The following is a 24,846-nucleotide window of genomic DNA, read 5'->3' on the forward strand; positions in this document are numbered from 1 at the left end:
TTCAACAATGAAAAAATATATAAATAATAAAATTTCAAGACTGGTGCCTTTTGTACTATTGGCTGTATTGTCCAGTTCTTGTTCAAAGGATTATCTCGACTCAGATCCGCTTTCGTTTTATGACCCAGAAACTACTTTTACTACAGAAGCTGGTTTGCAGGCAACCTTAGCATTGTGCGACAAACAGTTGCGTAATAATTATATTCATTTCGGCTTTTCGGGTGTTAGCGTGCCTATTGGTACGGAGTATCTTTTCTCTGATATGGCACAATATGGAAAAACGGATACAGGGAGTAATATTGCTGATTATGCTGCAACTATAGTTCCTTCTGCTGGTTTAGATGTATATAGAAGAGATGCTGCTGGTGAATCGATTTATCTTGGATTCCTTTGGACTGAAGCTTATACGGGTATTAAAAATGCTAATACTGTATTATCTTATATTGGTAATGTAAAAAGTTTATCCGAGGAAGTTAAAAATAAATATATTGGTCAGGCTTATTTTCACAGAGCATACCGTTACCTTAATTTAGTTTATGAATTTGGAGATATTCCATTGATCACTAAAATCCTGGCGGTACCAAAACAGAGTTATTATTCTACTAAAAAGGAAGCGATCATAGAAATGATCACGGCTGATATGGAGAAAGCTGTACAATATGTACCAGAACAATCAAAAATAGGATATGTAGGTATGGTGAGCAAAGGTGCTTGTCGTCAATTGCTAATTAAATGTTACTTAGCATCTGGAAGATTTGCTGATGCTGAAGCACAAGCTAATCTTTTGATTAATGGATCAGGTTATTCTTTGGTACAAGGCACTTTAGGAATTTTTGATCCAGGAGGAAATCCTACAGCATGGCCTATTACTAGAAATGTGATTTGGGATTTACACAGACCAGAAAACAAAGTGATATCTGCTAATACTGAAGCTATATTAGTTGCACCAAATGGAGGAGCACAATCATTTTTAGCATTTGCTTCAATGAGAATTTTTGGGCCTAACTGGAATGATGCTAACTTAATTACTCCTGATGGTAAAACAGCAGCACCGCGTTTCCCATTGACTGACAAAACGAATTATAATGCAAAATATGATTATCAAAGAGCAATAGGACGTGGTATTGGTACGATCAGTGCTTCTTATTATTCACAGCATCCTATGTGGGTTGTGAATGGCGTTGAGGATAAAGTGGATCTTAGACATAACAGCACAGTTGGTAACTGGGTGAATATGGAAGATCTTAAATACGCTCCTGGAGCAGGTGGAAGTGCTGTTTGGGCTGGACAAAATTTCAGAATGAAAGATGCAGCTGGAAAACTGTTAGCACAAGATTCTATTCGTGACTGGTATGATTTTCCAAATTACAAAATCTTTTATCATGATGTTGTAGCCGAAGCTAATCCAGCAGCAAATGATTTTCAAGGAGCTACTGCAGGCGCAAGTGCACATTTGTATATCTATCGTTTAGCTGAAACGTATTTATTGCGTGCAGAAGCTCGTTTTTACCAAGGTAATGCTACTGGTGCAGCACAAGATGTGAATGTTGTGAGAGCAAGAGCAAAAGCATCGCAAATGTACACTACAGTAACGATTGGTGATATTTGTGCAGAAAGAGGAAGAGAACTTTACATGGAAGAATGGAGAAATGTGGAGTTAAAACGTATTTCGCACTGTTTGGCTATGAGTGGAAAACCAGATGAATGGGGTAATACTTACAGCAAAACCAATTGGGATAAACAATCTGGGAAAGATGCAACTGGAGGAAGTTATTGGTGGCAGCGTATTGTTCACTACACGCTTTACAACAAATATCCAAATGGTATTGCTCTTAAACCAGGCGTAAAGTTTTATACGATGGACAAACGTAATAATTACTGGCCAATTCCTTTTAAACTTGCTATTGAGCCTAACATCAAAGGTCAATTAAGTCAGAACTATGGTTATGATGGTTACAATGAAGCTGTTAAAGTTTGGGATAAATGGCAGGATGCTGTTGATGATGAAAGTAAAATCTAATTTTTTTCTCAAATTTAATTTTGCGAGATAAAATAAAAAAATAGCTTGATGCCCCCAAAGAAAGCTAAAACAAGAAACGAGTTAATTTATATAATTAACTCGTTTTTTTTTTGCATTATACAATGTTTTGTTTCTTAGTATTAGATCGAAATAATTAGTTTTAAGCACCATGAAATGATTATGTAAAAAAGAAAAAATTAGATTGGATATATCTAATAAGATTATTTACAATTCTGATAAACCTTATGATGAACAGTTTTCTAATTTAGAACCTACAAAAAGAATTGGAATAAAAGGATAAATACTTTCTATAAAAGTTTGCAGACGCACTGAATAATGATGCGTATATTTGAGATTGTAAATAAAAATAATGCAATCTATGAAAAAAATAGGATTTTTATCATTTGGGCATTGGGCAAATCATCCTTCTTATAAAGCTCGTACAGCAAGCGATACACTTCTTCAGTCTATTGATTTAGCTGTTGCTGCAGAGGAAATAGGTATAGATGGGGCTTATTTCAGAGTACATCATTTTGCAAAACAGCTGGCGTCACCTTTTCCTTTACTTTCGGCCATTGGTGCTAAAACGAGTAAAATTGAAATTGGGACTGGTGTGATTGATATGCGATATGAAAACCCTCTGTATATGGTAGAAGATGCCGGTGCAGCTGACTTAATTTCAGAAGGCCGATTACAATTAGGCATTAGCAGAGGATCTCCAGAACAGGTTATTGACGGCTGGCGCGCTTTCGGATATGAGCCTTTAGAAGGAGAAACAGATGCTGATATGGGGCGTAAAAAAGCTTTAGAATTTTTGGAGAGGCTTAATGGAGAAGGATTTGCTGAACCAAACCCATTTCCGATGTTTCCAAATCCGCCTGGTTTATTGCCACTTGAACCTTATTCAGAAGGGTTACGAGAGAGGATTTGGTGGGGCGCTGCATCTAATGCTACTGCAATTTGGGCTGCGGAAAACGGTATGCATCTGCAAAGTTCTACCTTAAAGTATGATGAAAACGGAAAACCTTTCCATATTCAACAAGCAGAACAAATTAGACTATATAAGGAAGCTTGGAAAAAAGCTGGACATGAGCGCGAACCTAGAGTTTCGGTTAGCCGTTCCATTTTTGCACTGATGACAGATCAGGACAAATTTTACTTTGGTGATCAAGGTAAAGGTTCTGATAGTTTTGGTAATATTGAAAGTGATAAACGAGCAATCTTCGGAAAAAGTTATGCCGCTGAACCCGAAAAGCTTATTAAACAGTTAGCAGAGGATGAAGCAATTCAAGAAGCTGATACATTGTTGCTTACAATACCTAACACATTAGGTGTTGATTATAATGTGCATATACTTTCTTCTATATTAAAATACATTGCCCCTGAGTTAGGATGGCGCTAATTTTTTTTTTTTAATTAAATACAATGAAACTACCTTTTTAGGTAGTTTTTTATTACTGACAAGAATGGCTGCAAAAAAATCTGGTTCAAAGCAATTTGTTTTAGAAGTGAGATTAGTAAAAATGATTACATCTGACAACACTAAAGAGCTTGGACATTTTGTAAAATTGAAGAATTGATGAAAAACTTCAGTCTTTTTGATGAGGTAATTAGTATAAATAATGAATCGAGCCTTATAGACTTTCTCAATTTTCTCAATTTCGCAAAAGAATATATATGATAATTATATTAAATTTTTAGTAATTATAATTAAAACCTTCGCCTAAAAGTTTAAAAATTGCTTTATTGCTAATACTGAGTCAATGACTGTTATTTTGTGTTTTTAAGCCTGCATTGTATTTAAAAATAGTATTACTTTTAGAGAACCCAAACTGTAGTAATAATGAATTAAAAATATTACAATGGAAAAAGCTATTAAACTAAAAATCCGCAAAGATGTAAGCGGAAGGCAGCAATTCGATATAATTAAATTAAAAGGAAGTTTAATATCTAAAGGTTATACTGAAATAATTCATATTCTTGATCAGGACGATGAGTTTCATATAAACTCTTTTGCAACTCGAGATGAAATAAAAAATGAAGTTCAGGATTATATATCATCATTTATCAGTAAAGAGAATTTGGCAGATACAGTAAGCTTTGTAAAGTAATGAATTGTATTATTTCCAGAATCACCATTATCAGTTAGATACTTCTTTTCCTTTGACTTTCTTATGTCACTAAAACAAATAAACCACCCTGATTTAAAATCAGGGTGGTTTATTTGTTTTTACGTCTATTATGTTATAATACTAGTAATGGAGCAATGAACCCGACAGCCAAAAGACCTGTTGTATAGTCTTTTACACCAAAAGCCGATTCGGCATAACTGGTATAATTGTATTTCCTTGCAGTATAAGCCAGATAGAATTTTAGATTTAAGTCTTTAAAAGGCATATATTGTACAGTTGGTATTAATCCCCAGCTGGTAGATAATTTATTATTTGCATTTGGGTCAGGATTGTCTTTCCAGGAATGGTTGCTGTTCATTACTGTTAATAACAAATTAATTTTAGGTGTTACTAAGTATTCTGCTCTTACCCAGTTTTCAAGATAAACAACTTTCTGTGCGGCATAAGGATATTGACTGCTTATGATGCTGGATACAATCCCTAAACGGTCTAGGCCTTCGTCACGATATTGAAAATCATAATAAACCACTAATTTGTTTGCCGTAAATTTATTTCCCAGCGCAATGTAGTTCATATGTGCGCCTTGAGCTTCATTAAAAAAACTGTAGCTGTAAGTCGTTTCAAATTTTCCTCCAAAAAATTTCCCTCGCCAGTTTGCTACTGCAGCCAAAGGAAATTCTGAAGGGTTAATATCTGGAGGAGCACTTGCTCCATATTGTTCCTCATAAGTTTTGGTTCGTGAATTCAGGACCTGAAACGAAAAGGAATGATTTCCGTTTTCTAAAGTATGCGATACTCCGGCACCGACTAAGAAGTTGTCGGCATATTCGATAACATCGTTATAAGTTAAGATGTCGATAGGGTTAAAATCAAATTCGTATCCGCCCCAGTCTGCGCAGAGTTTTCCAAAAGAAATATTGGTTCTTTTTGATAAATCAATTCGTAAAAATGCAAGATCAACTGCGCGGCTGATATTATCAAGATTTCCTGGAACAGGCTCGCGGGTGTAACGGTTACGAAATCTGAAATACACTTTATCATGAATCTTTCCTTTGATCTCAAATCGAAGCTGATCAACGTTAAAATGCGATATATCGTGATTTCCATCAGTAAAGTAACTGTTGTATGCCATTCTGGAATTAAAAATCACATCAATATCTCGTAAAAGTGATTGTTTTGAGATAGGAATGATTGGTGCAATGGAATCAGAAAGATGGTTTCCTTCATTGGTCTGTTTTTCCATGGTATCGGTTTGTCCAGATGCTATAACTGGAAAAATCAATATCATCAGGTACAAATGCAATTTTTTCATAATTTTTTTCATGGTTACATTTTTTGATTAAAACTAGTGTGATTTTATCTTGAGGGTTCATGCTGAAAATTTATTTAAAGGTTTGTATATATTGGGTTTATTAGATTTTTTGTTGAATAGATTTCATCCCAATTCTCGGGAATATTGAGTTTTCTTTTTCTTATAACACACTATTACGTATGGATTTTTAGATCTGACAAACCAACTGAAATTGTCCTAAAAGGATAGCTTATAAAATTGAATTTTAGGGTATAGGAAATTAGTCCACATATTGAGGATATAGAGGTAATGCTGCATTGATTACTCAGAAATGTATAAATGCAATTTGTTGTAAATGAGTTTTTTAAGTAACTAAGTCTAAGCTGAACGATGCCGAATTGATTTGAGAAGCTATAACCAAAGAAAATGTCTCTGAAAGTGTAAATTATAATTCTAATAATTTCAAAGCATACTGATGAATATCTTAAAGCATAAGAAAGAAAGACAGATTGACTGGAATGCCTGCGAAGTATAGTTACAACCATAATATTAAGTTTAAAGAAACAGAATAATTACCGAGATGCTATTAACTAAGAAAAAGAAAAATTTGAATTTGAGGCATTAAAAATTATTACTGATAAAAGTACTACTTTTTTTAATAAATTACTTATAAAATGAAATATAATTTACGGTGTAATAGATAGTTAGGTTTTTTGTGTTTATTTGCAGAAGTTTGTTAACTGCAAAAAAAAGTACCTAAATTATTCATTTAAGTACTAAAGGAATTGTAAGTCTAAAACCATTAAAAAAGAAAGTGTACTTGATTTAATATATTAGAGGTAAAACTTATTTTTTTTCAAAATAAAGATAATCGGTGCTGTTGTTTATATTACGCAATCTTATTTGCGAGTTATTAAATTCAAACAGTTTCCAATTATAATTTAATTTACCAAGTAATTCTGAATTGAAATTGAGCTGCAGTTCCCTAACACCATTTTGTAATTTAGTTTCCCATTGACCAGTTTCTGAAACAGCACCTTTTGAAGCAACTACTGTTTTGTCACTTTTAAAGGTAAAAGAATAACCGCTGTACGAAGCTGTTTTTTCTGATTCATCATAAAAGTAAGGTATTTGCCAAGAACCATTTGTTATTGTTGCTGTAAAATCAAGGGTTACAATGTTATTTTCGGGACAATAATCAATAGCATATTTTATTGCATTTTCAAACTCTAAATTATTGGTAATTGACTTTGTCTGATTATTATAATCTACTACAGAAATTGGATATTGTAAAGAAATGTACTGACTGCTGTTCAAATTTTTTATAAAATTAAAAAATGCCTGGTCACTGATAATCGATACAGAACTTGCAATTTGATTTGCACTGTTATAAATATTTATGGTTATCGGATAATTGATGTTTAGTCCATTGATTTTAGATAAAAGGTCAGGATACTGATTCCAATAATCAATTAAAGCATCAAAATCAGCTTCATTTGGGATCAATTTTTCAACGTAATTATAATAAACCATTGTTACCGGAAAATTTATTTTCACAATATCATTGTCACTATTGCTGGCATTGATATTATCTATTACTTTTTGATAATCGGCAGCCGAATTAACCGCAATTTGTGTATTATTAACAGTAACAGTATAGGGAGGTTTTATAGTACAATAAGTAGATCCGTCGATCACATTATCCTTGACCGTTTGAACCATTGCAACCCTTTGCAGATAAGAGGTTATAGGAGAAGCAGTTGTTACTGTTCCTTGTGCATTATTGACTTGCTCGTCCATTTCACTTTGACAAGACAGCAAGAATAAGAAAACTGCTATTGATAAATATTTTTTAAAAGGGAACATATTTATATTTTTACAAAGGTAATAAAATTTAAGAAGCTGTTTTTTAATAAATTGCCAACAAAGGTTTCAGTTTCATTTTTTTAATCTCTAATTATTACAGGAAATTTACATTTCATCTATGTATAAAACAATCAGCTTTTATTTTACCCTACTTAAAATAAAAACAAATACTTTTACACTGAAAATTGAAAATCGAAATGCCAACTAAAAACCAATCAAATACTTGCGACGAAATAATTTTTTCGTCTTTCTTCAAAAGTCAGATAAAAGCACTTCGGAATTTTCTTTTCTACAAATATGGCAATATGGAGCAGGCCGAAGATCTGGCTCAGGAAGCATTTGTTAAACTTTGGAAAAACTGTGCCTCGGTGCCATTGGAAAAAGCAAAATCATTTATTTATACCGTTGCAAATAACAGCAGCCTCAATGAAATTGCGCATCAGAAAGTTGTTTTGAGATATGAGAAAAACTTCACAGGTATGGATAAAACAAATGAAAGTCCTGAATATATTCTGGAAGAAAAACAATTTCAAGCCAAACTTTTGAAAGCCATTGAAAATTTGAATGAAAAACAGCGCATTGCATTTTTGATGCATCGAATTGACGGAAAGAAGTATAGCGAAATTGCTTTAGATTTAAATATTAGCGTAAAAGCAGTAGAAAAGCGTATTCATTTGGCTTTGTTAAGCTTACGCAAAGAAATTGATTTGTAAAAGTAGGGTAAATGCAGTTCCAATTGTTTTAATGAAATAATAGCAGTACAATGAAAAAGAATCACTTATTAGCCAAATGGCTCAGCAATGATTTATCAGAGGATGAATTAGCTGAATTTGAAGCAAGCCCTGATTTTGAAAAATACCAAAAAATAAAAAATTATACTGCTCATTTAGAAGTAGATGATTTTGATGAAAATAACATGCTGGCGAACATTCTTAAACAGGAAAAAGAAACTCCAAAAGTAGTTTCCTTACACAAAAAATGGATGTTTCGAGCGGCAGCAATATTTGTGTTGGCTTTAGGAATTACTTTTGCCATGAAGTTTTTAATGCCACAGACACAGACAGCAAATTTTGGAGAAAAAACCTCTTTTTCATTACCGGACAACTCTGAAGTAGTTTTAAACTCTGGTTCTGAAATAAACTATAAAAAATGGAATTGGGATAATAACAGACATCTTGAACTAAAAGGAGAAGCTTATTTTAGAGTTGCTAAAGGCCGTAAATTTGAAGTAGAGACCAATTTAGGGAAAGTAACCGTTTTAGGAACTCAATTTAATGTAAAAGCGAGAAAAAATAGATTTGATGTAGTATGTTATGAAGGTCGTGTAAAAGTAAATTATGCTGACACTCAAATTTTATTAACGCACGGGCAGAGTGTGAGTTTTGAAAATGGAAAACAAGCCAATTTAATCGTAACTTCGTCAAAACCAGAATGGATTGACAATCAAATTTGCTTTTATAAAGAAAATATAAAGAGCATCTTAGATGAAGTTGAAAGGCAATATAATATCACAATCGAATTAAATACAAAAGATACAACTTCCTTATTTACAGGGAAATTACCCGCTAAAGACTTAAATGTTGCCTTACAGATTATTAGCACAACCTATCATTTGGAGGCCAAAAAAGTGTCCAAAAATAAAGTAATTTTTGACGGAAAATAAATGTTGCTCCCCAAACAATTTCATTTTTTGTTTTTTTTGTTTTTCGTTGTTCTTGGCATTAATGCTCAGGACAAGGGAGAACTTGTGCCATTAAAAAACGTCATAATTGAAATTGAGCAGCAACATCATGCAAGCTTTAATTATATTGAGGAAAATGTTGTTGGGATTAAAGTAATACCTCCAAAAGAGTCACTTTCTTTAGAACAAAAACTGGAATATCTTTCAAAGAAAACTAATTTATCATTTGAAAATATTGGAAACAAATTCATTAATATTTATAAAAAAGATAATGAACCACAAATAGTTTGCGGATACATTTTTTCCAGCGCAGATAATAAACCAATTGCCAACGCAAATGTTAATACAAGCAGCAAAACTCAGGCTGTAACCAATTCAAATGGTTACTTCGAATTTAAAAAAGAGGATGCAACAGTATTCGTAATCAGCCACATCGGATTCATAACTAAAAGAATTACGGCCGTTAATTCAGACGCGAAAAATTGTCTTAAAATTTTACTGGAGCCAGAAGTTACAGAACTTGCGGAGATCAAAACGAATGCTATTTTAGCTTCCGGAATTTCAAAAAATAAAGACGGATCATTTGAAATTAAACCCAAGAAATTCGGTATTCTGCCCGGGCTTATAGAACCAGATGCGTTGCAGGCGATGCAGCAAATTCCGGGTGTAAACAGTATTGATGAAAGTGTGTCAAGCATCAATGTTCGTGGTGGTACGCATGATCAGAATTTATTTTTATGGAACGGAATACGAATGTACCAAACGGGACATTTTTTTGGTTTAATATCGGTTTTCAATCCCAATTTGGCACATACAATTTCTATTTATAAAAATGGAAGTTCAGCATTTTATGGAGAAAGTGTTTCCAGTGTCGTTTCTATTTCTTCTACTCCTGAGACGGCAGAAAAAAATACTTTCAGCGCAGGAATAAACATGATTAATGCTGATGTTTATGCGAAATACAATCTTTCGAAAAAAAGTTATATCGAAATTTCAGCACGTAAATCCATTACTGATTTTGTAGAAACACCTACTTACAAAGAGTATTTCGACAAAATATTTCAAAATACCACTATCACTGATTTTTCGCAAAATCAAAATGTAGATTATCGCAGTGATAAAAAATTTGGATTCTATGATGCCACCTTAAAATTTGGTCAAAAAATAGGAAGTAAAGACTTGATCGTACTGGATTTAATTACGATAAAAGACAATTTAGAAGTTTTTCAAAGCGCTGAAGGAAATAACATCTACAGATCAGAAAATAACATTTTACGCCAACAAAATTATGGTGGAAATTTGTCGTGGAAGAGAAATTGGAACAGCTTCAATACCACAAAAATTAATGTTTACAACTCAGCCTATGAGCTTTTGGCCAATCAAAAAACAACGAATGCAAATCAAATCGCCATTCAGGAAAATACAGTTAATAATAACGGAATTAATTTGGAGAACAACCATATAATTAATTCTAAATTTAGTTTTAATGACGGCTATCAATTTAACGAAATTGGCGTTACTAATTTAGAAGATGTTACTAATCCTGATTTTTATCGTAAAGTTAAAGATGTTCTGCGAACACACGCTTTAATCTTGGAAGGAAAATATAATGACACCATTTCTCGAATATATTTTAAGGCAGGAACGCGAATTAATTACATCGAAAAATTTAAAAAATATATTGTAGAACCCCGAATTCAATTCAGTTATGGTTTTAATAAAAGTCTGAATCTTGAATTGCTGGGCGAGCTAAAAAGCCAAAATTCGCAGCAAATTATTGATTTGCAGAAAGATTATTTTGGTATCGAAAAAAGACGCTGGATTGTCTCAAATAATACCACAATCCCTATTCAGAAAAGCAGGCAATTATCTTTAAATTTATTCTACAAAAAGAATGACTGGCTGTTGGATATAGAAAATTTTTATAAAAAAGTAACGGGAATTACAACCTCGAGCCAAGGTTTTCAAAACCAATTAGAGTTTGTTAAAACAACTGGCGACTATGAAGTTTGGGGAACCGAAATTTTGGTTCAAAAAAAGATGAATCATTTTTTGACATGGCTGAGTTATACGTATAACCATAATAATTATCATTTTTCTAATTATGAATACCCAATTTTCCCTAACAACTTTGAGCTGATGCATACGGTATCGTGGGCAGGAATGTATGAGAAAAATAATTTCAAAATTGCTTTGGGAACAAAATTATCTTCGGGCAGACCAAATACGTTGCCTAATACTTCTCAAATTGATGCTTCAAATCCTGTACTGGTTTACAATAAACCAAATGATACCAACTTAAATATTTTTTCACAAGTGAATCTTTCTTCGACTTATAAGTGGGAAACTGAAAAAGGCATTCAATTTAAATTAGGTATATCGATCTTAAATATCCTAAACAAGAAAAATGAAATCAGCGAATATTATAGAATAAGTTCTTTAACAAATTCTATAGAAGAGGTTGAAACATTTGCATTACAGCGAACTCCAAACTTGAGTTTTAGAGTTTCATTTTAATTCTTTTTTACAAGAGTTGCATTAACTCTTGTTCTTCATTTAATTTTTTTTTCAAAAAATAATTTTCTTAGGTAGGGTAATCTGCGTTAAGACTGTTTTACTATTGAATCTTATTAAAAGAATAAAATGACACTTTTAAGCAACTCGATAGTTTACTATCCTACCTATTTTTTATATGACAGTTCATAATAACAGCTGATAAGTTATGGAACGAATTGCTCATTAAAAAAAAGCATGATTTCTTGATTATTAAATGCTTTACAGTTTATGTAAACAATCCCATCTTTTAACATCAATTTAATTAAAAAACTATGAAATTAAAACAAATTACATTCGGTTTGGCTGCTCTTTCAGCAGCACTATTTTTCTTTGGCTGCAGCAGCGACAATGGTAATGATACAACGACACCTCCGCCTGTTCAAGAAACAAAAATGGAAATTTCGCTTTCTAACAGCGCTACATTAGGTTCTTATCTTTCAGATAAATCTGGACGATCTTTATATTTTTTCGCAACTGATGCAAACGGACAATCATCTTGCACAGGAGGATGTGAAGCTTTGTGGCCTGTTTTTTTTGTAGATAATTTGACTGCAGATAAATTAGGGGCAGGGTTAACATTAGCAGATTTTGGATCTATAACCACTGCATCGAATAAAAAACAATTAACATATAAAGGATGGCCGTTGTACTATTATGCGCCACTCTCAGCAGGCGATGGATATGGCGGTGCTGGAGTGAATACACCAGAAGCTGCAGGCAAAACCACAGGTGATGGGATAGACGGTACTTGGTTTATTGCAAAACCAGATTATTCAATTATGATTGTAAGAAGCCAGTTAAAAGGTCATGATGGTAAAAACTACAAATCAGATTATACAGTTGGCGATGGCGTAACTACTTATTTTACAGATGCCAAAGGACTGACCTTGTACACCTTTAAAAATGACAATTTCAAGAAAAACAATTTTACGGCTGCTGATTTTTCAAACAATGGAGTTTGGCCAATTTATGAAACAGATAAAATTGTTGTTCCTTCTAATCTGGACAAATCAAAATTTAGTGTTATTACCGTATTTGGCAAATCACAGTTAGTTTATAATGGCTGGCCTTTGTACTATTTCGGGCAAGACGCAAGCGTACGTGGTGCTAATAAAGGAATCAGTTTCCCTAGTCCTGGAGTTTGGCCAGTACCAGTAAAAGATATACCGCTCGCAATATAAACTGAGTATTGAGTATAAAAATTGATAAATCCTGATATTAAAAAGCACAGAAAAATGAATAAAAAAGTCATACTAATTATTTTGACACTGGCCGTATTTGCGCTAATAGGTTTCTTTTCTTATAACTATATAATGCACGGCGGCGCCAGAAATTTAGCAACAGAAGAAACAAATTTCACAGTTACTTCTGAATCCATAACAGCTGAATTTCTTGCAGATATTGAAGCTGCAAATAAAAAATATTTGGAGAATGCTGTAGCAATAAAAGGGAAAATTACTGCCATTAATGGTAAAGAAGTAATTCTCGATAATGCGATTATCTGCAGCTTTAAAGATCAGGATTTATCAATAAAAAAAGAACAAATAGTGACTGTAAAAGGTAGAATTGTGGGGTATGATGATTTGATGGATGAGTTAAAATTAGACCAATGTTTTATAATCAAAAATTAATTAAATGAACATAAAATTATTTTTATCCTTAGCATTTTTTCTTTCGGTTATAGGCCATGCTTCAGCACAAGATGATTTGCTAAAGGAATTGGATACTATAAAATCCAAAGAAAAACAGGCCGAAACGTTAGGTTTCAAAGGGCTCCAGATTTGCAATATGCAGTCGACAAAATTAACCGCCAAAGGTGAGTGGTATGTATTAATTTCTCATCGTTTTGGTGATTTAACTCAAGGATTTGATAATTTTTTTGGATTAGATGACGCGTATACCAAATTAGGAGCAATTTACGGATTGACAAATTGGTTGTCGGTTGGAGCATCAAGACAAACGAATAATAAGATTTATGAACTGACCGCAAAATACAGGCTAAAAAATCAGGAAGAAAATGGTTTTCCTGTTTCTATTGTAGGGTATAATACTATGGATATCAACACAAATTTGAGTACAGATCAATACCCATATTTGGAGTTTAATAATCGTTTAGCGTATACAACACAATTGTTAATTTCAAGAAAGTTTTCGGATAAGATTACACTTGAAATGGCGCCCATTTACATTCATAAAAATTTGTATGATGAAACAACGGAGAGAAAAGATCAATTTGTTCTGGGACTTGGCGGAAGATACAAATTCACAAAAAGATTAAGTATGAATCTTGAATATGCGCCCCGAATAGATGCACCAGAAAATGATGTGTATCATAATTTACTTTCGGTAGGATTGGATATTGATACCGGCGGACATATTTTTCAGATGGTATTCTCAAATTGCCAGACTATGAATGATGTCTATGTGTTTTCTAATGCGACTGGAAAATGGAATGGCGGAGGTATTTATTTTGGATTTAATTTATATAGGGTTTTTTAAAATTAATACAATATGCAATGAAAAAAATAAAAATATTTTTAATGGCAGTGCCAAGTGTGTTTATTGTTTCTTGTGAATCAAACACCTATAGTGAAATAAGCAGACCGGCCGGAAATCCTACTTATGAGGCTAATATTGAACATATTGTTGAACATAATTGTCTTAGCTGTCATTATGGGGCAAATCAATATCCTAATTTAGAAACCTATGAAGGTGTGAAAAATGCTTGTCTTAATGCCAATTTGGTTTGTCTGATTGAATCTAATTCCTGTGGAGAAAGAATGCCTCAGGGAGGAAGTCTGCCTCAAACCGATATTGATATGATAAAACTTTGGGTAACTAACGGATTTATTAAAGAATAAGCCAAGATGATGAAAAAAATAGCACTTATAATAGTATTCCTTTTTTTGGGAAATATAATTTTTGCCCAAAAGATGATGACCCGAACCGGACAAATAAAATTTGAAGCCTCTGTACCTTCTTTTGATCCTGTTGCCGCCGTAAATAATTCGGTTTCTGCAATTCTTGATGAATCGAATGGTGAGTTTGCTGTTTTAGCTTTGGTAAAAGCATTCAAATTTAAAATTCCTTTAATGGAAGAGCATTTTAATGAAAATTATATGGAGTCTTCTGTATATCCAAAAGCAACCTTCAAAGGGAAAATCTTAAATTTTGATGCTTCGAAATTGGCTTCTTCTAAAAAATACGATTTAGAAGGAGATTTGACCATACACGGTGTTACAAAAAAAATTAAAACAAAAGTAAACGCAGAACTTAAAGATCGTAAAGTATATATATCTGGAAATTTTACAGTTAAGAATCAAGATTTTAATATCAAAATACCAAGCATTGTAAAAAGCAAAGTGTCTGAAGATGTTCAAGTTAGTTTGGATCTAGTTCTTGATGAAAAATAGCAAAACTATATAATCGATAGTTTTTTAATCTTTTTTATTAATCTAAAAAACATAATTATGAAATCGCTATTAAATTTCTCGGCAATTTTGTTGTTATTTATTGGAGCTTCCTGCTCCAGTAATGATGACGATCCCACACCCCCAGCGCCTGTTATTGTTACCTTCAATGCAACTTTGAATGGTACCAGTGAAGTACCCGCAAATGCTTCAACTGCAACAGGAACTGCAACATTGAGTTACAACAAAACCACGAAAATCTTTACACTCAATGTAACTTATACAGGATTAACACCAACTATGGGGCATATACACAAAGGTGCTGTAGGTACTAGTGGCCCAATCGTGTTTCCTTTCACTAATATTACATCACCTTTTAGTTACACAAGCGCTGCGTTAACAGCAGAACAAGAGACAGATCTTCTGGCAAATAATTATTATGTAAATCTGCATACTGAAGCTTTTACAGCGGGAGAAATTAGAGGACAGCTCATTACCGATAATCCGAATGGAAGCGGTGGAGGCAGTGGAGGAGGCGGAGGTTACTAAAACCGTTTATAACTCCTTAAAAAAGAAAGCTTTTCTAATCTAAATAGAAAAGCTTTCTTTTTTTTATATTATGATGACTTTGATTGCGGTGAAAAACGATATTGCAATGGAGAAACTTTCATATGTTTTTTAAAGAGTCGAGAAAAATAGTAAGGGTCATCGTATCCTAAATCAGCAGCAATAATTTTTACTTTAACCTCAGAGGTTATTAACAACAAGCACGCGTGTTGCAATTTTAAATGGATAAAATAATCCAGTGGAGCCATACCGGTACTTTTTTTGAAAAGTAGTGAAAAATGTGAAGGAGACAGATTGTTTACTACGGCTAAATCTTCTAAAGTGATTTTTCCGTTAAGATTTTTTCTCATATAGACGATTGTACTGCTTATCAAATCTTTTTCGTCCTGCTTTTTTTCATTGACATTGACATCAGGATACAAAAACGAAGAAACGAAATGATATAAACATAAATTTGCCTTGGTAATGTTTTCTTTGCCATAACCCATTTCAAGGTTTTGGTACATGCTATCCCATAGTTCTATTCCTTTTTCATTATAGGCAATTTGTCTCGGACCATCAAATAAGCCTATATTGAAACTTTTATTAAAAAGGTCTATTTCACGACCGCCAAAATGTACCCAATAAATTGTCCAGGGATCATTTTCATCTGCTCCATAAATTATGTGTTCCTGTGTTGCAGGAATTATGAAAAATTGATTCGGCCTAACCTCAAAACGTTTGTTATTTAAAGAATACCACCCTTTTCCACGTACACAGTAAATTAAGATATTATCTGCACAGCCTTTTTTTCGCTCCCTGTAATAATAAGTAGCCTTAGGGAAATATCCGATATGAGTTATATACAAATGGCTTAATACAGGATTTTCTTTAATTGCCTTTTGCCAAATATTATTAGGCAGTGATATTAATTTTTCCTTCTGAAAACCATCTTGTTGTTTAAAACTTTCCATGATAATTTATTATGACCAAAAAAAGCAATTACTGCTAAAATACAATTTTATTTTTCTTCTCTTGGAATTTTAAAATGATTTTTGATTTACCTGTAAATTATAATTTTAATGGTTTTAGTTTAAAAAAATATTCTTTTCACTGTCGATTTAGAGATAATTGAGATTTTTTTTCTTGAAATTGTAATCAATAAGTTTTGCAAGAAAATTTACACGTTTCTTTTTTTGCTTTTACAAAATAATGAGATAGTCCATTATAAGAACGAAGCAAATTTTTTGCTATAATTTAATAGGCGTATAAAAGCATTCTTGAAAAGAGCGAAAAGAGATAATAGTAATATAGTCCATCATAATAGTTATATAGTCCATTTATTTTGAAAATTGAATCAAATAGATTTGTTTATATCTTAACAAGTGTTTAAGTTTTTAAAATTTTATAAAACTTGAATATTTCATTAAAATTAACCTATTTTTATGGGAATAAGACTATGTTAATTTTTTAATTAATTTGTTTTTAGAAAGTTACAAAAATATCAGATAGGATTAAAAAAAAGAACTATGAAATGAGAAAAGAATTTTAAAAGTTAATCAAAAAAATGAATACCATTTTACTGTGAATATTTAAGATTAAAGAATGTAAAGAAGATATTGCTGCCAAATCTACAATAAATCAAACCACCAACTTAACTAACCTATGGCAAAAAGACTACCTAAACTACCTCCTTTACTGCAAAGTAAAATCTACAAAACCGGACAAACCCGAAGTGCAAATGATGATGTGATTTTTCAAAATAGGGCCAATAGAAATGGCACCGTTTTGATACCTTTTGAATCCATTCATTTATTTGATATTTCTGTTTTAACTTCTCAAAAATTTGAAAGCGGGTTTATTGTTGTCCTAAGTCCCGAGGATTATTATACAAATCCTGATGCATTAATTGTAATGAAAGCCAAGAAGTTAAAACTTGGTGTCAATGCTATTTTGCTATACGAAACAAGGGCACAATGGGATAAATTTAATCCGTATAAAAACAAGCTGTCCGTCGCTGAAAAAAGAGCAACTCCAATAGATGGTCATTTTGTTGCAAGAATATTATCGTCAGGTTCAAAAGACGAAGAGAAAATTGTTCTTGGATTTAATACCAGCAGCTGTAAAGGCGCCGGAATCAGAGTAGCAGAATATGCTTCTTTATTTACGATAAAATCCTGCCACTTGCAATTAGAATATTTATTCTGGCTTTGCTATGATTCTAAAGAAGTAGCACTCAACGCAGGCATGACTGAAAGTGAGATCGAACATCGTATTACAGCTATAACAACAGCTTGTAACAATCAAAAATTAGCGAATACTGACCGACTTTATAAGACCCGAATTATTAATAATGCAAACAACACGATTTGCCCCCTTTGTTTAAAAAAATTAAGTGCAGGAGCTTTTCTGATTAACTTTTTTGAATCTAGTGAGAAGTCAGCAGATATTGATAAGGATATAAGTCAGATAAACCTTTTTTATATTAATCAGTTGAAAACTGGTGAATTCAATCATTCGCCCTATAATTTAGCTTGGGGACATCAAAACTGTAACATGATTTGTAAAGAAACAGGAGTGATCGAAACAATTAAATGGATGAAAGAAGTGGTAGTAAGTACCATCATTTTTAACAAGGATTCATCTAATTAAGATTGTAAGAAAGGATAGGTTTAGATGGTTATTCTGAATAAGAATACACCTTTTAAAAACCGAATAATTCCCTAAGACATTAAATCCACAATTTAGATAGAAAACTATTTGTGTTTAAAAGCAAGTTTTACTCATTAGCAGTAATTCTTAATTATTACGCTTTTTTGCATTTAGACTGGAACTCTTTTTAAATCAATTATTTGAGATTATAAATTGAAAAACTCAAATAACGATTTTAAAAAGCAGTGCTTTTTATTTATTTAAAAGTGGCTCCAAAAAAAAAAAGAAAAAACCTCACCCAAAAAAGAAAAAAAAATGATTAGCGACTTAAGAAAAAAATACATAGAAAATTATAGCGGTTTCCCAAAAGAAATTTGGATTTTGACATTGATAACCTTTATAAACAGAACAGGAACAATGGTAATTCCGTTTCTCTCAAAATACATGCGAGAGAACCTGCATTTTGAATATCATCAGATTGGCTGGGTTATGGTTTGTTTTGGGGTTGGTTCTTTTATAGGCACCTGGTTGAGCGGTATATTGTCTGATAAAATTGGATTTTACAAAGTAATGATTGGAAGTCTTTTTGGAAGCGGAATAATCTTTTTTATGCTGCAGTATATAACATCATTTGAAGGATTTTGTCTTTCAATTTTGCTTTTAACAACTATAGCAGATATGTTCAGGCCTGCAATGCTGGTATCCTTAAATACCTATACTCGAAAAGAAAACAAAACGAGGGCTCTGGCTTTAGTAAGATCAGCAACAAGTCTGGGCTTTCTATTTGGGCCACCTTTAGGCGGTGTTATCATTACGTTAGTAGGGTATAAATATCTGTTTTATGTAGATTCTATCACTTGTATATTGGCAGTTTTGGTTTTTGTTATTTTAGTTAAAGAAAGAAAACTGCCTTTTAAACTTAAAAAAAACAATATTGGTGTAGACAAATATGCGATATTAAAGGATAAGGCTTTTTTAACGCATATGTTCATTTCGCTGATTACAGGGATTATGTATTTTCAAGTATTTACAACATTGACATTGTACCACAGAGAACAATTTAATTTATCAGAAGTAAACAGCGGTCTGATTTTAAGCTTTAGCGGTATCTTAACATTGCTGTTTGAATTGCCGATTGTCAATTATGTTGAAAAAAACAGAATTAATAAGCTAAGTGTTATAATGGTTGGTTTATCGTTTATGGTGCTTAGTTATATTCTGCTGTTATTGAATGACAAATGGTACGGCATATTGTATATAATGATGTTTTTTATGACTCTTGGGGTAATGTTAACTTTTCCTTTTGCAAATTCATTTGCCATGACCCGATCACACAACAATCAAGAGGGCAGGTACATGTCTGTTTTTACAATGAGTTTCAGTCTTGCACATATACTAAGTGCTAAGACAGGAATGGAAATTGTCGCGTATGCGAGTTACAGGGCAGATTTCATATTTATGAGTTTAATTGGTTTATTGGCTATTTCTCTTTGTTATTGGCTGGTAAAAACAGTTGAAAAAGAAACAATAGATACTAAGATAAAAATAGTGCAATCCATTTTTGTTGATAAAAGCAAGAAATAATGATGTGCTTCGAGGCAAAAATGGACCTATAATTCCTTTTCAAGGTTTGAGTAAAATGAGCTGTTCCTATTATTAAAAATACCATTTAAGATGAAAAAAAATATTGCATTAAAAATCATAATTATCTTTATTTTTTTAATTCCCTCGTATTTAATTTCACAAGAACTTTATGCCGGAATCGAAATAGGAAGCAAGGGAGTAAAAATGTCGATAATTAATGTCCAAAACATTAAAAAGGGAAAATATGAAGTAGTTGATTTTTGGACAGAAAATGTGGCTATTGCAAAAGGGATCGCCATAGACGGAAAATTAGCTGAAAGTGATATTGATGCGGCCTTTAATGTCGCGGTAAAAAATTATACCAAACTGCTTAAGGAATACAAAATTGAAGAAAAAAAGATCTTTATAGTTGTGTCTTCTGGCGTAGGAATGGCTAAAAATGTAGACATACTGCTTCAAAGGCTATATGTTTTTACCAATATTAATGTAGCTATAATTACTTCTGATACAGAAGCAAAATTATTATTAAAAGGATGCATTCCGCCAAAAGAGTATTCTGACTCAGTTATTCTTGATATTGGCGGAGGAAATACTAAGGGCGGTTTTGTGGAGGAATTCAGCGAAGAGGATATTTTGAGGTTTTATCCCATGACATTAGATTTAGGAACAGTAACCTTTACAGAGAAAATAAACAAAAATACCAAAACCAATTCAGTTGATGAATTTAATGAATTGCTGATTAATGCATTACCTGAATTAAGAGAGCAGACAGATCATTTATATATGCAAAGTCCAAAAATTTCCAGCAAAAAAAATGTATATATGTCTGGGGGCGCTGTTTGGGCATTTTACACACTTTATAAGGGAAAAGGAGCAATTGAAAATTTCAGCCCATTTGAAATTAAAGAAGTTGTAGATTATAATAATATGATTAAAACCGACTATGCAAAATTTGAAGCATTAGCGCTCCAAAATAAGGATATTGAAAAAGTATTGAAAACCTACTCTCAAAAATACTTGATTGCAGCAAATTCAATATTGCTGACTTTATTAGAAAAAATTCCTGATGTTAAATCGAAAAACATCTATTTCACAAAACAGGGACAAATGGCTTGGCTGCTTTCTTATATTGCAGATGGTGCAAGAAGAGCAAAGAATATTCAATAAGATGACTTTTTTAAGAATGTTCTTTAAATAGGCTAAAAAGGAGTGATTTTGAAGTTTTATTTTTTACATTTTAATTGATAATTCAAACACCGGATATTAGTTTTCCAATTATATTGAGAAGTGAAATAATAAAAAAAACCAGTAGTCTAATGATTACTGGTTTTTTTATTGCTTTTTAGTTAGTCAAATTTTGGTTTTTAATTCTAAAATCAGGCTTTTTTCGCATGGATGAACTGGCAAATAATTCATCATTTTTAAGCTTTATAAACTCGATTCCGAATTGTTTTCCTTGATACCAATTATTGATGAAGTTGTTGGTAGCAGTATTTTGAGTTGTTCCAATAATCTTAGTATCATTAATAAGCAAATCTTTTAAAGTTATTTTCTCTAAATATTCATCGGAGATTGTAACTGTATCTGAAAATATAATGAGATGGCTAAATCCTGATATTACGGAATTGGTTAATGTCAAAAAAGTGTTTTCCCGAATTAATATTGCTTCGTGTTTAAGACCTTCAGTTTCGGAGCCAATATCCTCGGTATGCATCATCGTGATATTTGTTGCATTTACTCGGGTCATTTCTTTTTTGCTGTCTAAAACTTCTCCTTTTCTGGTGTCGACCGTTTCCATTTCAAAACAACGAGACCCGTAACTGTCAGACAAGAACGGGCTTCTAATAGCGATACTGTTGGAGAGATTACATTGGACGCCTTGGGTAAAATCAAAGTCATCATCTGCAGAGCGCATAGATATTAAATTATTGGCGTTTACATATCCTCCATAAAACTGAAAAGAATCATCATCACATGAAGTAACCTGTATATATTCTAATCTTGTTTTGCTTCCGACCCCGGCCAGTGATAGTCCATTTATCGGTTTATTAGCAGCGGTTCTTCTTCCTGAAAATTCAATCCTGACATATTTTAAAACTCCAGAATCACTGTCTTTATTATTTCCTCCGTACATCGCTTTCTGAGGATCAAGATCAAATTCTAAAGTACCAACTCCGCCGGTTTTGTTGATTGGTGCATCTCCTAAAAGAATAATACCTCCCCAGTCTCCAGGATTTCGGTCTCCTGAGCCTTTATTGGAGGTAAAAACGATAGGGTCAGTTTCAGTGCCTTCAGCATTAATTTTGCCGTCTTTTGTAATAACTAATGTGGTCAAGGTACTAGTATCACATCTTATGAGTGTGCCCGGTTCGATTGTCAGCGTTACATTAGGAGCAACATAAACGGTACCAACTAATATATAGACATTTTCTTTTTTTAATGTCATGTTCGCGGTAATCACACCGTTTATAATCATTGAGGCTTCATTATAGTTGGTAGTTTTGGGATTAAAATTGGTCCACATATTCAACCAATTGGTATCGCCACTAATACCTTTAGTGTTTTGTGCTTTTATGAATATTGTGAAAGTAAAAAATACAAGTAACATTAATTTCTTTTTCATAATTTTCTTTTTTTAAATTATTCTAAAAAAAAAGGCCAACCTTTAAAAAGTCAGCCATTTCACAATTTCAAATCATTATAATTTAGAAGCAATTTCTTTTTTATACTTATTAAGAGTTGCTTTGGTCATTCCTAAGTTTGCTTTTGTCGAGTCAACTGCGAGATAGATCATATATAAGTTATTCTCAGAAACATCGATAATATGAATTTGGGAGGTTAAAGTAATCATGATGTCTGAAACAATCTGATTTTTCAGCCCTAAAGCACTAACGGCATTCATTTTTGCTTTTACAACTTCAAGGTTAAAAGCAGATGCTAATTCAGGATCAAAATCTGGTACTGTTGAAAGTGAAAAGTAAGACATTCCTGTTTGAATTTCTGCAATTGAAACTGCAATGAAACCTGGTACATTTTTTTCTAGATCACTTCCGAATTGTTTTAAAAAGTCTGACATAATTGGTTATATTTAATTAGTTTATAATTTGTTTTTTCAACTGCTTGTTGACTTTACAAATATATTTTTAAAAATATCTGGCGATCTTTTTTCTTTAAATTGATTTCTTCTTTTTTCTTGCTTTTTTTAGAGTTAGTACTTTTTTTTTAGAATGTTTTAAAAGAAAATACTGACAATGAGGTATTTATGTTTTATTTATTTGTAACCATTTAGTGGTTGTTTTTTGAAATATTCAGATTTTTTGATTTTGCAACTTAAGTAATTGGTAATTAATGATTTAGTGTTTATTTTTTCTACCATCTGATGGTGGTTGAATTTTGATTTTATTTGCCTTGTTTTTTGTAAGGTTTTGTTTTTGTGGGGATTGTGGTTTTTAAATTAAATTCTTAGCCTTTTAATGGTGTTGGATTAATAAAAAAACTTTTTTGTCAATTTAAATTGTAGGAAGAATTAAAAATAAGTTTACTAAACAAGTATTTTTACGTAAGAGGAAATAGCGGCTTTTTACTGGTTTTGTTCTTTTTTTGAAATCAGAAGAAAAAAAAATGAAATTTACTATCATAAAATTGCCATTAAAAATGATTGATTTCTTTCGGTTTTAATTTTGTTTGATTCTAATTTTAAAAGATTAATAAGGTTATTTTTTATGGATTAACTTTCGAGTTCTGCCATATTTAAGGCAAATTTGGAAAGCAGATTTGTACAAATAGAAAAACTCCGATCCTGTTATTAGTTTATAATAAGCAGCATCGGAGTTATGATTTTTATTTATCTGGGTTAAATTGTTCTAAAGCGCATCCCAAGACGCACTAGGATAATAGATAGAACTCGTAACCGGAGCTTTCCAATATTCTTGGCTGCCTCCACGGAACGTATGCAGACTTACGGCATTTACATTTCGTTTAGAGTCATTGGTCACCCAGCGAATCTTTTGATTCAATATCTCCGTGCCATTTACATAATATTTGACATATCCGTCTGTATTTGATCCAGTATTTAACTTAACAGATATTTGACAGTTATATGTAACACCTTCCTGAATATAGTACTTTTTTCCAAAATCGTTACCAAATTGTCCAGGCTGATCTCTATAGTAAACATAAGGCTGAAGATAAGCACCGCTTCCTTTGGCCGTGTTTGATCCATTTGGACAGTACCACATAAATCGGGCACTGCCGCCATTACCATCCCATCCAGGATCGCCACCTGTATTTTGATCACCAATTAGAATACCGTAACCGCATTTACCGCCTCTGCTCCAATAGAACCCGGAATTAAATTTCATTTGAAACCAAACCGTATAAACGCCCGTTGACCAAACGCCATAGGATGTACACAAACCGCCAGGACAAGATAGTGTATTGGTTGACAAAGTGATTGTTCTGGCTCCTGCACTTCCTGCTAAAGCAGCAGCAGCGACCGCTTCTTTTTTTGTGTTTTGCTGCGCATCGGTGTTAACGCTTTGCGACACGTCTTTGTTAGTGCTTTGTGGCACATTTAAATCTTGTTCCTTTTCACAGGATTGAAACACTAATGCTGTAATGAACAGCAAACTTGTTAATTTTAATAGTTTTTTCATTTTTGAAACATTAAGGTTAATAAATGATAGATAGTAATTACATCATTGATAATGAGATAGAAAGATTTTCTGTTTCTCAAAAGTGGTTTCAATGTATTTAGTAATTGTCTTACAAAGTTGATTAATAACAAGTTACAAAGGGAGGTGAAAAGTACGATTTTAGGTACATAAAAATCCAGCTTCACGTTTTGCACCTATCTGAAGAGATTTAAAAATGTCTTTATGAGTAAAAATGCTAAATTATTTTGCAATAATCAGGTAATCAATAAATTAACTTGATGTGTCTAAAAATGATTGTGTGTTATCTTCGGATTGGTGAGGTTTAGTCCGAATTGAGATATCTAAAATAGTTTGTACAGAATTGCAACTATAAAGGTAAATATACTGTGCAAAAATACAAGCTGCAGATAATATCCCTTAAAATTAATCAGCCATGATGACGGTATAACGATA

At 32.4% G+C, this 24,846-nt stretch carries 21 protein-coding genes; 15 read left to right on the top strand and 6 right to left on the bottom strand.

Features of this window, described 5'->3' with window-relative positions:
• Window positions 1–7: 7 nt before the first annotated feature.
• The 3 genes from GKZ88_RS18665 (at window position 8) to GKZ88_RS18675 (ending at window position 4,131) form a co-directional block, all read left to right on the top strand.
• Complete coding sequence (locus GKZ88_RS18665; protein WP_155103830.1) at window positions 8–2,020, top strand: RagB/SusD family nutrient uptake outer membrane protein; 2,013 nt, start codon at window positions 8–10, stop codon at window positions 2,018–2,020.
• Window positions 2,021–2,399: 379 nt separating this feature from the next.
• A complete protein-coding gene (locus tag GKZ88_RS18670) occupies window positions 2,400–3,422 on the top strand; it encodes an LLM class flavin-dependent oxidoreductase (RefSeq protein ID WP_155103831.1) in 1,023 nt (340 codons plus the stop codon).
• Between the two features lie 460 nt (window positions 3,423–3,882).
• On the top strand, window positions 3,883–4,131 hold the full coding sequence (locus tag GKZ88_RS18675) for a hypothetical protein (protein WP_155103832.1): 249 nt from the start codon (window positions 3,883–3,885) through the stop codon (window positions 4,129–4,131).
• A 133-nt stretch (window positions 4,132–4,264) separates the two neighbouring features.
• Here the strand turns inward: GKZ88_RS18675 and GKZ88_RS18680 are convergent, their stop codons facing one another.
• Together GKZ88_RS18680 and GKZ88_RS18685 are read right to left on the bottom strand one after the other, a co-directional pair.
• Complete coding sequence (locus GKZ88_RS18680; protein WP_155103833.1) at window positions 4,265–5,476, bottom strand: porin; 1,212 nt, start codon at window positions 5,474–5,476, stop codon at window positions 4,265–4,267.
• 813 nt (window positions 5,477–6,289) lie between these two features.
• Window positions 6,290–7,243 carry a hypothetical protein gene (locus GKZ88_RS18685; protein WP_230392551.1) on the bottom strand — a complete coding sequence of 318 codons (954 nt, stop codon included), beginning with the start codon at window positions 7,241–7,243 and terminating at the stop codon, window positions 6,290–6,292.
• Between the two features lie 263 nt (window positions 7,244–7,506).
• Here GKZ88_RS18685 and GKZ88_RS18690 point away from each other — a divergent pair, with 263 nt between their 5' ends.
• The 9 genes from GKZ88_RS18690 (at window position 7,507) to GKZ88_RS18730 (ending at window position 15,505) form a co-directional block, all read left to right on the top strand.
• Entirely contained in the window at window positions 7,507–8,022 is a 516-nt protein-coding gene (locus GKZ88_RS18690; protein WP_155103835.1) for a sigma-70 family RNA polymerase sigma factor, read from the top strand.
• Between the two features lie 50 nt (window positions 8,023–8,072).
• Window positions 8,073–8,972, top strand: coding sequence for a FecR domain-containing protein (locus tag GKZ88_RS18695; protein WP_155103836.1), 900 nt, complete (start codon window positions 8,073–8,075; stop codon window positions 8,970–8,972).
• A 27-nt stretch (window positions 8,973–8,999) separates the two neighbouring features.
• On the top strand, window positions 9,000–11,507 hold the full coding sequence (locus GKZ88_RS18700) for a TonB-dependent receptor (RefSeq protein ID WP_230392552.1): 2,508 nt from the start codon (window positions 9,000–9,002) through the stop codon (window positions 11,505–11,507).
• 311 nt (window positions 11,508–11,818) lie between these two features.
• On the top strand, window positions 11,819–12,727 hold the full coding sequence (locus GKZ88_RS18705; protein WP_155103838.1) for a hypothetical protein: 909 nt from the start codon (window positions 11,819–11,821) through the stop codon (window positions 12,725–12,727).
• Between the two features lie 54 nt (window positions 12,728–12,781).
• Window positions 12,782–13,177 carry a hypothetical protein gene (locus GKZ88_RS18710; RefSeq protein ID WP_155103839.1) on the top strand — a complete coding sequence of 132 codons (396 nt, stop codon included), beginning with the start codon at window positions 12,782–12,784 and terminating at the stop codon, window positions 13,175–13,177.
• Window positions 13,178–13,181: 4 nt separating this feature from the next.
• Complete coding sequence (locus GKZ88_RS18715; RefSeq protein ID WP_155103840.1) at window positions 13,182–14,045, top strand: DUF5777 family beta-barrel protein; 864 nt, start codon at window positions 13,182–13,184, stop codon at window positions 14,043–14,045.
• 17 nt (window positions 14,046–14,062) lie between these two features.
• On the top strand, window positions 14,063–14,407 hold the full coding sequence (locus GKZ88_RS18720; protein WP_155103841.1) for a hypothetical protein: 345 nt from the start codon (window positions 14,063–14,065) through the stop codon (window positions 14,405–14,407).
• Between the two features lie 6 nt (window positions 14,408–14,413).
• Complete coding sequence (locus GKZ88_RS18725; protein ID WP_347343899.1) at window positions 14,414–14,959, top strand: YceI family protein; 546 nt, start codon at window positions 14,414–14,416, stop codon at window positions 14,957–14,959.
• Between the two features lie 57 nt (window positions 14,960–15,016).
• Entirely contained in the window at window positions 15,017–15,505 is a 489-nt protein-coding gene (locus GKZ88_RS18730; RefSeq protein WP_155103842.1) for a CHRD domain-containing protein, read from the top strand.
• A gap of 68 nt (window positions 15,506–15,573) precedes the next feature.
• Here GKZ88_RS18730 and GKZ88_RS18735 read toward each other — a convergent pair whose 3' ends face one another.
• On the bottom strand, window positions 15,574–16,476 hold the full coding sequence (locus GKZ88_RS18735) for an AraC family transcriptional regulator (RefSeq protein ID WP_155103843.1): 903 nt from the start codon (window positions 16,474–16,476) through the stop codon (window positions 15,574–15,576).
• A 691-nt stretch (window positions 16,477–17,167) separates the two neighbouring features.
• Here GKZ88_RS18735 and GKZ88_RS18740 point away from each other — a divergent pair.
• The 3 genes from GKZ88_RS18740 (at window position 17,168) to GKZ88_RS18750 (ending at window position 20,905) form a co-directional block, all read left to right on the top strand.
• Entirely contained in the window at window positions 17,168–18,154 is a 987-nt protein-coding gene (locus tag GKZ88_RS18740) for a BstXI family restriction endonuclease (RefSeq protein WP_155103844.1), read from the top strand.
• 315 nt (window positions 18,155–18,469) lie between these two features.
• Window positions 18,470–19,738 (top strand): MFS transporter, encoded by a 1,269-nt coding sequence (locus GKZ88_RS18745; RefSeq protein WP_155103845.1) that lies wholly within the window; start codon window positions 18,470–18,472, stop codon window positions 19,736–19,738.
• 90 nt (window positions 19,739–19,828) lie between these two features.
• Window positions 19,829–20,905, top strand: coding sequence for an exopolyphosphatase (locus GKZ88_RS18750; RefSeq protein ID WP_155103846.1), 1,077 nt, complete (start codon window positions 19,829–19,831; stop codon window positions 20,903–20,905).
• 175 nt (window positions 20,906–21,080) lie between these two features.
• Here the strand turns inward: GKZ88_RS18750 and GKZ88_RS18755 are convergent, their stop codons facing one another.
• The 3 genes from GKZ88_RS18755 to GKZ88_RS18765 form a co-directional block, all read right to left on the bottom strand.
• Complete coding sequence (locus GKZ88_RS18755; RefSeq protein ID WP_155103847.1) at window positions 21,081–22,361, bottom strand: hypothetical protein; 1,281 nt, start codon at window positions 22,359–22,361, stop codon at window positions 21,081–21,083.
• A 75-nt stretch (window positions 22,362–22,436) separates the two neighbouring features.
• A complete protein-coding gene (locus GKZ88_RS18760; RefSeq protein ID WP_155103848.1) occupies window positions 22,437–22,814 on the bottom strand; it encodes a hypothetical protein in 378 nt (125 codons plus the stop codon).
• Between the two features lie 787 nt (window positions 22,815–23,601).
• A complete protein-coding gene (locus GKZ88_RS18765; protein ID WP_155103849.1) occupies window positions 23,602–24,393 on the bottom strand; it encodes a polysaccharide lyase in 792 nt (263 codons plus the stop codon).
• Window positions 24,394–24,846: the final 453 nt, after the last annotated feature.

This window comes from Flavobacterium sp. LC2016-01 (genome assembly GCF_009711135.1).
Taxonomy (GTDB): domain Bacteria; phylum Bacteroidota; class Bacteroidia; order Flavobacteriales; family Flavobacteriaceae; genus Flavobacterium.

Bases quoted from the DNA above. Each gene is read 5' to 3' on its own strand.
- GKZ88_RS18665 (WP_155103830.1), top strand. From the start codon at position 8: ATGAAAAAATATATAAATAATAAAATTTCAAGACTGGTGCCTTTTGTA.
- GKZ88_RS18670 (WP_155103831.1), top strand. From the start codon at position 2,400: ATGAAAAAAATAGGATTTTTATCATTTGGGCATTGGGCAAATCATCCT.
- GKZ88_RS18675 (WP_155103832.1), top strand. From the start codon at position 3,883: ATGGAAAAAGCTATTAAACTAAAAATCCGCAAAGATGTAAGCGGAAGG.
- GKZ88_RS18680 (WP_155103833.1), bottom strand. From the start codon at position 5,476: ATGAAAAAAATTATGAAAAAATTGCATTTGTACCTGATGATATTGATT.
- GKZ88_RS18685 (WP_230392551.1), bottom strand. From the start codon at position 7,243: ATGGACGAGCAAGTCAATAATGCACAAGGAACAGTAACAACTGCTTCT.
- GKZ88_RS18690 (WP_155103835.1), top strand. From the start codon at position 7,507: ATGCCAACTAAAAACCAATCAAATACTTGCGACGAAATAATTTTTTCG.
- GKZ88_RS18695 (WP_155103836.1), top strand. From the start codon at position 8,073: ATGAAAAAGAATCACTTATTAGCCAAATGGCTCAGCAATGATTTATCA.
- GKZ88_RS18705 (WP_155103838.1), top strand. From the start codon at position 11,819: ATGAAATTAAAACAAATTACATTCGGTTTGGCTGCTCTTTCAGCAGCA.
- GKZ88_RS18710 (WP_155103839.1), top strand. From the start codon at position 12,782: ATGAATAAAAAAGTCATACTAATTATTTTGACACTGGCCGTATTTGCG.
- GKZ88_RS18715 (WP_155103840.1), top strand. From the start codon at position 13,182: ATGAACATAAAATTATTTTTATCCTTAGCATTTTTTCTTTCGGTTATA.
- GKZ88_RS18720 (WP_155103841.1), top strand. From the start codon at position 14,063: ATGAAAAAAATAAAAATATTTTTAATGGCAGTGCCAAGTGTGTTTATT.
- GKZ88_RS18725 (WP_347343899.1), top strand. From the start codon at position 14,414: ATGATGAAAAAAATAGCACTTATAATAGTATTCCTTTTTTTGGGAAAT.
- GKZ88_RS18730 (WP_155103842.1), top strand. From the start codon at position 15,017: ATGAAATCGCTATTAAATTTCTCGGCAATTTTGTTGTTATTTATTGGA.
- GKZ88_RS18735 (WP_155103843.1), bottom strand. From the start codon at position 16,476: ATGGAAAGTTTTAAACAACAAGATGGTTTTCAGAAGGAAAAATTAATA.
- GKZ88_RS18740 (WP_155103844.1), top strand. From the start codon at position 17,168: ATGGCAAAAAGACTACCTAAACTACCTCCTTTACTGCAAAGTAAAATC.
- GKZ88_RS18745 (WP_155103845.1), top strand. From the start codon at position 18,470: ATGATTAGCGACTTAAGAAAAAAATACATAGAAAATTATAGCGGTTTC.
- GKZ88_RS18750 (WP_155103846.1), top strand. From the start codon at position 19,829: ATGAAAAAAAATATTGCATTAAAAATCATAATTATCTTTATTTTTTTA.
- GKZ88_RS18755 (WP_155103847.1), bottom strand. From the start codon at position 22,361: ATGAAAAAGAAATTAATGTTACTTGTATTTTTTACTTTCACAATATTC.
- GKZ88_RS18760 (WP_155103848.1), bottom strand. From the start codon at position 22,814: ATGTCAGACTTTTTAAAACAATTCGGAAGTGATCTAGAAAAAAATGTA.
- GKZ88_RS18765 (WP_155103849.1), bottom strand. From the start codon at position 24,393: ATGAAAAAACTATTAAAATTAACAAGTTTGCTGTTCATTACAGCATTA.